Genomic DNA, 12,783 nt, shown 5'->3' on the forward strand with positions numbered 1-12,783 from the left:
AACACAAATCATTTTCAATATAAATAGCTTTAGGTATAATACGTGTTGATAGGAGTGCATTTATGAAGAAATTAGCAATACTTTCTATAATGTTGATATGTGGCATTTTGCTCTCATCGTGTGGCAATCAAAGTAGCGCGGACTTAAAGGATTTTCAAACACAACTTAATAAGGTTGAAGATGAGAAGAAAGATCTTAAAACTGTAATGGACAAGATTCACTTGAAACAATTGGATCAATTGAGCAAGACGGACACCACTGATAAGAATAAAAGAGAGTTTGAAGCACTACAGAAAGATATTAACAAACACTTAATTCCACAATTTAAAAAATATGAAAAGTCAGCTAAACATTTACCAGCTGAACATCAAGATGTTAAAGACTTAAAGAACAAGTACTTAGAAAATGTAAAACAGGAAAAACAATCTATATATGATATTAAAACCTTTGTAGATTTATGTAATAAGTCAATTAAGGCGAATGAAGATATCTTGGATTATACAAAGTTATTTGAAAGTAATCGCTCACAAGTAGAAACGCAAATTAAAAAGGCAAATAATCAAGAAGATGCCAATCAGTTAACATCTAAAATTGAAAGTAACAATCAAAATCTTAAAGAAGCTGCACAAAAATACTTAGAAAGTGATGATACTAATTCTAAGAAAGCAATTGACGAACATATTAAACCGTTAATTGAGAAGCAAATTACAGAATTAAACCAAACCAATATTACTGACCCAAAAGTCAACAGTGCTCGCAAAAATGCGATTGAAATGTATTATAATTTATTGAATTACTATGATACGCGAGAAACTACGATTGAAATAGAGAAAAAACTTTCTAAAATTGATGTAGAAAAGTTACCGAAAACGGGTAAAGAATTAAGTAAGGATAATAATGGTTTTTACGAAGATTTGAAAAAGTTAAAAAAGCAATAGATAGACATAGTTGATAAAATTAAAATTTTTGGTTAACAATGGACTTTGAAATGTGTATAATTGAACCCGTTGAGTAGTTTATAAAGAAACATGGGCATAAATAATTTTAGAGGTGAATAGAATGGCTATAAAGCTGAGTTCGATTGACCAGTTTGAGCAAGTACTTAAAGATAATAAATATGTATTTGTATTAAAACATAGTGATACTTGTCCTATCTCAGCAGATGCATACGATCAATTTAATAAATTTTTATATGAAAGAGATATGGATGGCTATTACTTAGTCGTTCAAGAAGAAAGAAAACTTTCTGACTATATCGCTGAAAAGACAAATGTGAAACATGAATCGCCACAAGCGTTCTATTTTATTGATGGTGAAGCAACTTGGAATGCTAGTCACAGTGATATTAATGTATCTTCATTAGCTCAAGCTGAAGAATAACAACTATCAACAATTAAAAATAGTAAACGCGTTTAGGTTAAAAATAATAGTTTAGACTGCATTATAAAGCGCAGTAACTGACAAATCTGAGAGACTGGCCACACAATGGCTTCTCAGCTCTAGTCATCCATGCAGGAGTGAGCAATGAATTCTAGATGAATTCCGTGTCACTCCTGTTTTTATTTATCTATTTGCAACAGCTATTATTATGAAAAGTAGAGACAACCCATGTATAATGTGAAAGTGAAGTCGAATGTATAACATCTAAATCAATATATAAATAAAGAAAATGGCATGAGGTGATTAACAGATGAAAATATTAGTAGCAATGGATGAATTTAACGGTATAATCTCAAGTTATCAAGCGAATCGCTTCGTTGAAGAAGCGGTAGCCAGTCAAATTGAAGATGCTGATATTGTACAAGTGCCATTATTTAATGGGCGTCATGAACTAATGGATTCGGTGTTCTTATGGCAATCAGGTACGAAATATAGAGTAAATGTGCATGATGCGGATATGAAGGAAGTCGAAACAGTTTATGGTCAAACTGAACAAGGATTAACTATAATTGAGGGGAATTTATTTATAAAAGGACAAAAACCGGTTGAACAACGTTCAAGTTACGGTTTAGGAGAAGTAATTATAGATGCACTGAATAATGGAGCCGATAACATTGTTATTTCACTTGGTGGCATCGATAGTTTCGATGGTGGTATTGGGATGATGCAAGCTTTAGGTGCTCAATTCTATAATGATGAAGGAGAACTTCTAGATGCACGTGAAGGTGCTCAAGTGATTAAATTTATTCGTCGAATAGATTTTTCTGCAATACCTCAAAATTTCAAGGATGCACACATTAAATTGATGTCTGATTTTTCTAGTAAATTATATGGTAAGCATAGTGAAATTATGAAGACGTATGAAACACATCAAATGACACGAGAAAAAGCTGCAGAAATAGATAATTTAATTTGGTACTTCAGTGAACTTGTTAAAAATGAAATGAAAATTGCTATGGGTCCTATCGATAGAGGTGGCGCTGGTGGTGGTATTGCAGCATTATTAAATGGATTGTACGATGCTGAAATATTAACAAGTCATGAATTGGTTAACCAAATAACACATTTAGATGATTTAGTTTCTCAGGCGGATTTAATCATCTTTGGTGAAGGTGTTAAAGAAGAGGATCACTTACTTGAAACAACGACTTTAACGATTGCAGAATTAGCGCAAAAACATAATAAACCTGCGATTGCTATTTGTGCAACTGATGACAAGTTTGATGTCTTTGATCAGTACCATGTTACAGCAATGTTTAATACTTTCGTTGAGATGCCAGAAAGATACACAGACTTTAAAATGGGTATACAAATCCGACACTTTACTGTTCAAGCACTTAGATTATTAAAAACGACATTAAATAATGCATAAATGAATAACTAACAAAAGGCAAACCGCAATTACCTATATAAGCATGGTAATTGTGGTTTGCCTTATTCGTTATGTTTATTTATGGTGATGTGTGACTTCTTGAGCAATACCAATGATGACTTGCACTGCTTTCTCCATTACATCGATTGACGCATATTCAAAAGGTCCATGGAAATTACCGCAACCTGTAAATATATTAGGAGTTGGTAAGCCTTTAAATGATAATTGTGAACCATCAGTTCCACCACGAATAGGTGCAGTGTTTGGTTCTATATTTAAATCTTTAAACACTTTTTTAGGAATATCAATAATATATGGATGTGGTTCAATCTTTTCAGCCATATTATAATATTGATCTTCTATATCTACTTTCACTGGGAAATCTTCATAATGGACATTAATATCGTCACGAATTTCTAATAATTTTTTCTTACGTAATTCGAATGATTCTCTATCATGATCACGAATGATATATTGTAATGTTGCTTTTTCAACATTACCTTCGAATTTCATCAAATGATAAAATCCTTCATAGTCTTCCGTACGTTCAGGAACTTCGCCAGCGGGTAGTAGACTATGAAATTGATGGCCTAATGAGATAGCATTGACCATGATGTTTTTAGCAGATCCTGGATGGACATTCACACCATGTGTAGTTATCTTAGCCTCAGCGGCATTAAAACTTTCAAATTGTAATTCTCCAAATTCACTGCCGTCCATTGTATAAGCGAAATCTGCATTGAAACGTTCCACATCGAATTTATGAGGACCTCGTCCAATTTCTTCGTCTGGCGTGAATGCGATACGGATTCGACCATGCTTGATTTCTGGGTGTTCTATTAAATATTTTACTGCTTCCATGATTTCGACAACTCCAGCTTTATCATCTGCACCTAACAGTGATGTGCCGTCAGTAATCATTAGCGTATGACCTATAAGTTTTTTTAATTCTGGAAAAGTTTCTTGACTCAATACTCGACCAGTATCACCTAATTTAATTGTTTTACCATCATATTGTTCTACAATTTGCGGATTCACATTGCTGGCATTAAAATCTGGTGATGTATCAACATGTGCCAGGAACCCAACGGTAGGGACGTCGAAAGATACATTGCTTTCTAACGTCGCAAATAAATATCCATTGTCGTCGAGATCCGTTTCTAAGCCAAAACCTTCAAGTTCTTGTTGTAATAAACGCAATAAATCCCATTGCTTCTCAGTTGAAGGTGTAGTTGAAGATTCCGGATTAGATTGTGTATCGATTTTTACGTAACGTGATAATCTATCTATAAGCTGTGCTTTCATAGCAAGACATCCCCTTAGACTCTATTATTCATATTATATGATTTTCTATATGTTTTACCTTTAATTTTATCATAATACTGCTTTATACGTGTGTAAATATAGTAGAGGATTTCTGCTACTAAAATGCCGAATGCGATTGAACCAGAAATAAGTGTAACTTCTAAGAAAGTATTCACTGCTTGCGTATAATCATTTGAGACTAGATAACGTGTTGCTTCATATGCAGTTCCACCTGGAACAAGTGGAATAATTCCGGGCACTATAAAAATGATAACAGGGCGCTTATAACGACGACTCATAACATGGCTAAGTAACCCGAGTATTAAACTTCCTAGAAATGAGGCACCTACTTTTCCTAAATCCATATCTACAGTGAATTGATAAATTGTCCATGCTACAGCACCTACAAAACCACATGCTGCGAGTAGTCGCTTCGGTGCATTGAAAATAATTGAGAAGAGTACTGTAGAAATGAAACTAATTGTAAAATGGAATAAATAAAATAACATTTATAAACAGCCTTTCTTAAATAATTAGTAAAACGATGGCTACACCAGCACCGATGGCGAATGAAGTTAATGCAGCTTCCACGCCTCTAGACATTCCAGCTAATAATTCACCAGCCATTAAATCTCGAATTGCATTACAGATTAATATACCAGGTACAAGTGGCATTACACTTGAAATGGTAATGATATTTTGATTCGTGGCAATACCAAGTTTGGTAAATGTGGCTGCAATCGTTATGACGACAGCGGAAGCAACGAATTCTGAGAAGAATTTAATTTGAATAAAACGCTGTACTAAACTAAAAGTAAGAAAAGCAGCTCCACCAGCTATAACAGCAATCCAGCAGTCAGATGCTACACCGCCAAACATGAATAAAAAGAATCCGCAGGCAATTGCAGCAGCAAAAAAGTTTAGTAAAAATGAATATTGCAATGATGCTCGGCGCAAATGAATTAATTCAGACTTTGCTTCATCAATGGTTAATTCATTTCTGGAAATTTTTCTAGATAAACTATTAGTGAGTGCGATTTTTTCTAAATCTGTAGTACGTTCACGGATTCTAATAAGTCGTGTATTTGTTCGATCATTGAGTGAAAAGATAATGGCTGTTGATGTTACAAAGCTATATGTATCATGTAAACCATAACTATGAGCTATACGATTCATCGTATCTTCAACACGATAAGTTTCCGCACCAGCTTCTAAAAGAATTCTACCAGCTATTAAAACTACATCAATCACTTTATTTTCATCGATAATAGTGATTGAATCTGACATAAACGGCACCTCCGTAACATTAGATAATTGAATTTATTTCAATAGACAATTTGAAGTGTACAACTTGCACACGCAACTTGCAATAGTACGCTTAGTATTCATACCAAATCTAGGCCGTTGCTAACATGAAATTAAGTCTAATTACATATAAAAAAGTCAACATATTTAGATAACCAGATATATTAATAATTTGGTTAATCAATACGTTGACTTCTTTTACGTTTCTATAATTTAATGATTGGATTAAACATCACTTGATTACGACCTTCATTCTTAGCAACGTGAACCATATCATCGGCATCTTTGAAGACTTTTCGTTGTGATTTATGGTCATCTTGCGATAGGTAACCTACACCAATAGAGACAGATAATTTTATGACTTCCTTATTTGGTAAGTGGAATGAAGACTTTTCAACACCTGTTCGAATATTTTCAGCTAATTTAACGCTTTGATCCAATGAGTAATTACGAATCACGACTGAAAATTCTTCGCCTCCATTACGAAAAATTTGAAACTGTTTTGGTACATAATTCTTCAATAACTGTGACATTTGTTTGAGCACAGCATCACCAGATTTATGTGAATAAGTATCATTTACATCTTTAAAACCATCTATATCAATTAATAATAAGGCAAGACTTTCATTTTTATCCTCAGCAATCTGAGATACATGATTTAAATGTCTATCAAATTCTTTTACATTACCTAGTCCAGTAAGATAGTCATACTTATCTTCATTTTCATAGCGTGTGACTAATGAAAAGAAGTGCCACATATCAACAAATGTAATTGCAGAAGCGATGGTTAAAACGAATGAAATTGGGACTAAAAATGCGATTTCAGTAAGATCATATAGCGGACTAAAGATAGATAAAATAAGTAAAATAATAACACTAATCAAATTTAAAACGACTAAAGCTACAATGTCATTTTGTTTTAAAAAAGGTCCAACCATACTTACAATGATACCTATTACTATAAGTACTACACCATAAAGAAGTGAGTTTCCAAATGCGAACACTTCTACTAAAGCAACGATAACTGCCGATACAAGCGTATAGCCCATATTAGTAAAGCGTCCTAAAAATAACAATGGGACAAATGTTAAATGAACTAAATACTCTTGATGGAATGGAATTGGATAAGCTGCAAGTAGCAATGCAACAATCGTCATTAATACAGTGACATAGCCTTTTGAAAAGACCATTATTTTATTTTCGGAATATTGTAATCGATGAAATAAATAAATGCCAGCTACCATAACTGCAACATTATAAATGATAGATTCAATCATATTGGAATCGACTCCTTTAATTTAACCATTAGTTATTGTAAGTGAAAACTTACTATTTGTCATTAAGTTGTATCAGATAACATAAATAAAATAGATAGAATATTTGAACTTTTATATTCAAATGAATACTGAAGTGATATGATATAAATTGATTATCTTTACAAAAAATTTACAATTAATTAAAAAATAAGGATTAATTTGAAGAAATAGGGTAAAATAGTTGAAGTTTAATGAACTATTTAAAGAATAGTTAGTAATTTACAACTATAGTCCAATACAAAAATGATTTGAAAATTGTTTAAATAGAATGAATAGATAACTCGCAAATATGTAAAATTAAAAGAGATTTATTGAAGGTGAACTGATGTATACTTTACTACTTATTGCTGTAACATTGGTAATCAGTTTAATATTAACACCTATGATTATAAAGGTCTCTATTAAATTTGATTTAGTAGATAGGCCAAATTTTAGAAAAGTACATACAAAACCAGTTTCAGTATTGGGTGGTACTGTTATACTACTTTCTTTCTTAATAGGAATCTGGCTTGGACATCCGATTGAAAGAGAAGTTAAGCCCTTAGTTATGGGGGCTATAGTTATGTATTTAATAGGATTAATTGATGATATTTATGATTTAAAGCCTATTTTAAAGTTAATTGGTCAAATTGTCGCAGCTTCAATCGTAGCATTTTATGGAATTACCATAGATTTTATTTCGTTTCCTATGGGCCCGACAATACATTTTGGAATATTAAGTATACCGATTACCATTATTTGGATTGTGGCGATAACTAATGCTATCAATTTAATTGATGGTTTAGACGGACTGGCTTCTGGAGTATCTGCAATTGGTCTTATTACAATTGCTTTTATTGCGATTTTACAAGCTAATGTATTTATTATCATGATTTGTAGTGTACTAATAGGATCATTATTAGGATTTCTATGTTTCAACTTTCACCCGGCTAAGATCTTTTTAGGGGATAGTGGTGCACTACTGATAGGATTTATCATTGGTTTTCTATCCTTACTTGGCTTTAAGAACATCACATTTATTTCATTGTTTTTCCCAATTGTGATTTTAGCTGTACCATTTATTGATACGTTATTTGCAATGATTCGAAGAATGCGAAATGGTCAGCATATTATGCAAGCAGATAAGTCGCATTTGCATCATAAACTTTTAGCTTTAGGATATAGCCATAGACAAACGGTATTATTAATTTATTCAATAGCGATTTTATTTAGTTTATCAAGTATCATTTTATACTTATCTCAACCTTTAGGTGTACTCCTAATGTTCATTTTAATTGTTATCACAATTGAATTGATTGTTGAATTTACAGGTTTGATTGATGATAGTTACCGTCCGATACTTAATTTAATAACAAAAAAGAATGAACAACATCACGGTGATAATGGTGTTGATCAACATGATAAAAAATAAAGCCTTGTTTGTAATAACTACTTAAATGATTAGGTAGTGTTATACAAACAAGGTTTTTTATTAATTAGTGGGTATATCAAAAGGTAATTTCTTTACGTCCGCTTCATGCAATTCGAAATTTCCAGCTGTGTTCTTATTTAAAAATGCAATAAAGTCATCATATTCAGTTTGTACGACATCAATTTGATAACTAACCTTATCGGTATAAGTGGTATCTCTTAGAAAGTACGTTGTAGAGGCCAATTCATATTCTAACTTTCCAGTTAAATCATAATTGATAGTCACGGTAGTAGGAATGGCATCACGCAGTTCTACACGTCCTATATCATAAATGACGTCTCTAACAGCACCACTATATGCCCGTATAAGTCCGCCACCACCAAGTTTAATACCCCCAAAGTATCGAGTAACAACGACACAAACATTATGTACATCTAGTTTTTTTAATATATCAAGCATAGGGACACCCGCAGTGCCACTTGGTTCACCATCATCATTGGCTTTCTGAATATTCATTTGATCACCGACTGTATAAGCTGAACAGTTATGCGTAGCCTCTTTGTGTTGTTGCTTAATTTCGTTTATGAATGCTTTAGCTTCATCCTCTGATGAAACAGGTTTGATATGTGCGATGAATCTAGATTTATTAATGACATTTTCAATCGAATGTTCCTGTTTAATCGTGATAATATGATTGCTCAAAGATGTTCACCTCCAATAAATAAAAAGAATATTTGACCTTTATTATACACGCTTCATTTTAAATGAATAAATATCTGATTATGAATTTCTTTTTCAATAAAAATAATTTATAATAGCTTTGAGTATAATTGAGGAGGACTACTATGAAAATCGCATTAATGGCAGATTCAACTGGGTATCTACCACAAGACTTTATGGACCAGTATGAGATACCTATTGCACCATTAAGTGTTGCATTTGATGATGGAGAAACGTTTACTGAGAATGATAACGTACCAATTGAACGTTTTTATAATAAAATGGCCTCATCTAAAACATTCCCAACAACAAGTCAACCGGCTATTGGGGAATGGATTGAGAATTATGAGAAGTTAAGAGATAAAGGCTACACTGATATTATTGTGATTGCTTTATCAAGTGGTATAAGTGGCAGCTATCAATCAGCTACACAAGCTGGAGAAATGGTAGAGGGTGTCAATGTTCATACGTTTGATAGTAAATTGGCAGCGATGATTGAAGGAAGTTATACAATCTATGCTAAAGAACTCATTGACAAAGGATTTACACCAGAAGTAATTATTGAAGAATTACAAGAAATCCGAGAACAAGCTGGCGCATACTTAATTGTCGATGATCTTAAGAATTTACAAAAAAGCGGACGTATAACTGGTGCTCAAGCATGGGTTGGAACATTATTAAAAATGAAACCTGTACTTCGTTTCGAAAAAGATGGCAAAATTCATCCTTTTGAAAAGGTACGTACTAAAAAACGTGCATTTAATACATTAGAAGAGAATATCTTTGAAATTATTAAAGATATTGATGAAGTGACCGTTTTTGTAATTAATGGTGATAAAATTGATGAAGGTAAAGACTTTTATAACCATTTAAAAGAAACATATCCAAACATCAATATCCAGTATTCAGAATTTGGACCAGTTATTGCATCTCACCTTGGTTCAGGCGGATTAGGTTTAGGATATTTCCCAAGAAAAATCGAAATTAATTAATTGTTGATAATTTAAGTCTAAAAGCGTTTAAGAAAGTATTGTTTAGCACATAGTGTTTCAATACTTTTTTAACATCTTTTAGGCTTTTTTATTTTAAAAGGAGTGATTCGTAATAAAATTTTACGGAAAGTTAGTTAGTCCAGATGTGGCGTTAAGTGATGAGACAGTTACTCAAGTTACACCTGGTATTATCGCTACAGATGATAATTATCAATGTCTTCAATGTGGCAATTCAGATAAACGTTATATGTATGAATATGAAACACCCTTTTCAGAAGAACGTATTATTTATTGTAGGTATTGTATACAATTAGGGCGCATGGACAATATTACAGAATTTAGAATTACGCAAAGTGAGAATGCTATTTCTGATGGATATTACGACTTACCCTTTCAATTATCAGAACAACAACAATATGCTTCAGAGGCCATTGTACAAGCAATTAAAACGCTTCAACCATTATTATTATATGCGGTTACTGGTGCGGGTAAGACTGAAATGATGTATGAAGGTATACGGGTAGCGCGCCAACTTGGGTTTAATGTAGCCATAGTATCCCCAAGAGTAGATGTTGTAGTAGAAATTAGTTTGCGCATTAAAGAAGCATTCATTTCAGAAGACATAGATGTATTACACCAAAGTAGCCAACAACAATATAATGGTCACTTCATTGTTGCAACCGTTCACCAATTGTTTAGATTTAAATCTCACTTTGATGTTATATTTATCGACGAAGTTGATGCCTTTCCTTTATCAATGGATCCTCGGCTTATGGAGGCAATTCGATTATCATCAAAACAAAAACATAGCCACATATTTATGACGGCAACACCTCCGAAAGAGCTGTTGAACCGTTTATCTTCTGAGCAAATCATTACATTACCTGCGCGTTTCCATAAACATCCACTACCAGTCCCCGATTTCACATATTTCAAATTAAACGTTAAGCATATACAACTTAAATTGAAAAGAATTTTAATGAATCAAATTACCGAAAAACGATACACACTAGTATTCTTTAACAATATTGAATTGATGGTAAAGACATACGAACATTATCGTTACCACTTTTCAGATTTAATCTATGTTTCAAGCAAAGATGCACTACGATTTAGCAAAGTTCAAGCACTACGAAATGGTGAACATGCAATCGTTTTTACGACAACAATTTTAGAAAGAGGTTTCACAATGGCACAATTAGATGTCATTGTCATCAATGCACATACTTTTGAAAAGTCTGCACTTATTCAAATTGCGGGTCGGGTTGGTCGTAAACAAGAAGCACCTACAGGAAAAGTGATATTTATGCATGAAGGTGTGAGTATAGCTATGATACAAGCTAAAAGAGAAATTAAAAAAATGAATCGATTAGGTATAGAACGTGGGTGGGTAATTGGTTAAATGTATACAATGCGGATTGCCAATATATGAATCGCTTAATGTTTTTAACTTTTATCGAGTACCTCAACGTATGTGTTCATCATGTCTAGAAATGTGGGATAGTGTGAAATTAATTAAGAATGACCAACGTTGTCCTAAGTGCTTAAATTATCGGGATAATAAAGAAAATGACTGCTTGGATTGTCAATTTTTAGCTAAAAATTTTAAACTAATGGAACAGCTTTATTGTGACTACCAATATTCCGGTATTATGAAAGAAATGATACAGCAATACAAACTAATGAAAGATTATTATTTAGCTGAGGTTATAGCCTCACAACTCAAATTACCAAAAACATCTTATGATTTGATTGTACCAATTCCATCTCCAATTGAACGAGACACTCAAAGAACATTTAACCCAGTCGCAACAGTATTAGAAAAAATGGGGGTTAAATATTCGAACCTATTGGCAACTGAATTGCGTCCCAAACAGTCAAAACTTGGGAAAGTAGAGAGAGCAAGAGCTATAAATCCTTTTTATATTAAAGAAGATGTGGACTTAACTGGTAAAGAAATATTACTCGTTGATGATATTTATACAACAGGATTAACAATTCATCATGCAGGGTGTAAATTATACGATAAAAATGTCAGAAAATTCAAAGTGTTTACGTTTTCAAGATAGGTTAAACGTGGTATTATAATAGTAAGAATTACCAACATAAGAGGTTAAAGGAGAGATAGCTATGATTAGATTTGAAATTCATGGAGATAACCTCACTATTACAGATGCCATCCGCAACTATATTGAGGACAAAATTGGTAAACTTGAACGTTATTTTAACGATGTGCCTAATGCAGTCGCACACGTTAAAGTAAAAACGTATCAAAATTCTACAACTAAAATCGAAGTAACAATTCCATTGAAGAATGTTACATTAAGAGCAGAAGAAAGACATGATGATTTATATGCAGGTATTGATTTAGTTACTAGTAAATTAGAACGTCAAGTACGTAAATATAAAACACGTGTTAATCGTAAGCATAAAACGCATGGAGAACCAGAAGCGTTTGTAGCTGAAGTACAAGAAGCACCGCCAGAAAATGTTGATGACGTTAATGCTGAACCAACAAATGATAGTGAAATTGAGATTATCCGTTCTAAACAATTTAGCTTAAAACCAATGGATTCTGAAGAAGCAGTATTACAAATGGAATTATTAGGGCATGATTTCTATATCTTCACTGATCGTGAAACAGATGGTACAAGTATTGTTTATAAACGTAAAGACGGTAAATATGGATTAATTGAAACGACTGAATAATTGATTAATAGTAAGTTATTAATTTAAATCAATTTTGAAATATATTTATGGTGTTAAGTTCACAATGACAATTTGCAGATATAACTAAGCTGAGAAGATAATAATAATTAAATACACTCAGTTATAGTTATCCTTATAAGGGTGGGACAATGAATTCAAAATGAATTCTGTTCCACTCTTTTTAGTAACTTATATTGGCTCTACGTCAAATCG

The 12,783-nt window shown here is 32.6% G+C and carries 13 protein-coding genes; 8 read left to right on the forward strand and 5 right to left on the reverse strand.

Annotated elements, in window-relative coordinates; translation table 11 throughout:
- Positions 1-62: 62 nt before the first annotated feature.
- The 3 genes from F1592_RS06050 (at position 63) to F1592_RS06060 (ending at position 2,812) form a co-directional block, all read left to right on the forward strand.
- Complete coding sequence (locus F1592_RS06050) at positions 63-938, forward strand: EMYY motif lipoprotein (protein ID WP_037536372.1); 876 nt, start codon at positions 63-65, stop codon at positions 936-938.
- Positions 939-1,059: 121 nt separating this feature from the next.
- Complete coding sequence (gene ytxJ, locus F1592_RS06055) at positions 1,060-1,380, forward strand: bacillithiol system redox-active protein YtxJ (protein ID WP_011276412.1); 321 nt, start codon at positions 1,060-1,062, stop codon at positions 1,378-1,380.
- 310 nt (positions 1,381-1,690) lie between these two features.
- On the forward strand, positions 1,691-2,812 hold the full coding sequence (locus F1592_RS06060; RefSeq protein ID WP_053017754.1) for a glycerate kinase: 1,122 nt from the start codon (positions 1,691-1,693) through the stop codon (positions 2,810-2,812).
- A 75-nt stretch (positions 2,813-2,887) separates the two neighbouring features.
- Here F1592_RS06060 and pepT read toward each other — a convergent pair whose 3' ends face one another.
- The 4 genes from pepT to gdpS form a co-directional block, all read right to left on the reverse strand.
- Positions 2,888-4,117, reverse strand: coding sequence for a peptidase T (gene pepT / locus F1592_RS06065; RefSeq protein ID WP_053017756.1), 1,230 nt, complete (start codon positions 4,115-4,117; stop codon positions 2,888-2,890).
- Between the two features lie 14 nt (positions 4,118-4,131).
- Complete coding sequence (locus F1592_RS06070) at positions 4,132-4,626, reverse strand: threonine/serine exporter family protein (protein ID WP_011276409.1); 495 nt, start codon at positions 4,624-4,626, stop codon at positions 4,132-4,134.
- Between the two features lie 16 nt (positions 4,627-4,642).
- Positions 4,643-5,404: a threonine/serine exporter family protein gene (locus tag F1592_RS06075; protein WP_037536365.1), complete on the reverse strand. Its 762-nt coding sequence runs from the start codon at positions 5,402-5,404 to the stop codon at positions 4,643-4,645.
- 224 nt (positions 5,405-5,628) lie between these two features.
- Positions 5,629-6,699 (reverse strand): GGDEF domain-containing protein GdpS, encoded by a 1,071-nt coding sequence (gene gdpS, locus F1592_RS06080; RefSeq protein WP_037536363.1) that lies wholly within the window; start codon positions 6,697-6,699, stop codon positions 5,629-5,631.
- Positions 6,700-7,063: 364 nt separating this feature from the next.
- Between gdpS and F1592_RS06085 the strand changes: the two genes are divergently transcribed.
- Positions 7,064-8,149 (forward strand): glycosyltransferase family 4 protein, encoded by a 1,086-nt coding sequence (locus tag F1592_RS06085; protein WP_107609767.1) that lies wholly within the window; start codon positions 7,064-7,066, stop codon positions 8,147-8,149.
- Between the two features lie 60 nt (positions 8,150-8,209).
- Here F1592_RS06085 and F1592_RS06090 read toward each other — a convergent pair whose 3' ends face one another.
- Positions 8,210-8,851: a YigZ family protein gene (locus tag F1592_RS06090; protein WP_037536361.1), complete on the reverse strand. Its 642-nt coding sequence runs from the start codon at positions 8,849-8,851 to the stop codon at positions 8,210-8,212.
- Between the two features lie 143 nt (positions 8,852-8,994).
- Between F1592_RS06090 and fakB1 the strand changes: the two genes are divergently transcribed.
- The 4 genes from fakB1 to hpf all read left to right on the forward strand — a co-directional run bounded on the left by fakB1 (position 8,995) and on the right by hpf (position 12,570).
- On the forward strand, positions 8,995-9,861 hold the full coding sequence (gene fakB1 / locus F1592_RS06095) for a fatty acid kinase binding subunit FakB1 (RefSeq protein WP_053019042.1): 867 nt from the start codon (positions 8,995-8,997) through the stop codon (positions 9,859-9,861).
- Positions 9,862-10,006: 145 nt separating this feature from the next.
- Positions 10,007-11,263: a DEAD/DEAH box helicase family protein gene (locus tag F1592_RS06100; RefSeq protein ID WP_188294678.1), complete on the forward strand. Its 1,257-nt coding sequence runs from the start codon at positions 10,007-10,009 to the stop codon at positions 11,261-11,263.
- Positions 11,256-11,930 (forward strand): ComF family protein, encoded by a 675-nt coding sequence (locus tag F1592_RS06105; RefSeq protein WP_053017761.1) that lies wholly within the window; start codon positions 11,256-11,258, stop codon positions 11,928-11,930. Before F1592_RS06100 ends, F1592_RS06105 begins: the two co-directional genes overlap by 8 nt.
- A gap of 61 nt (positions 11,931-11,991) precedes the next feature.
- A complete protein-coding gene (gene hpf, locus F1592_RS06110; RefSeq protein WP_011276401.1) occupies positions 11,992-12,570 on the forward strand; it encodes a ribosome hibernation-promoting factor, HPF/YfiA family in 579 nt (192 codons plus the stop codon).
- The last annotated feature ends 213 nt before the right edge of the window (positions 12,571-12,783 follow it).

Source organism: Staphylococcus sp. GDX7P312P, from assembly GCF_008385775.1.
Classification (GTDB): Bacteria; Bacillota; Bacilli; order Staphylococcales; family Staphylococcaceae; genus Staphylococcus; species Staphylococcus haemolyticus.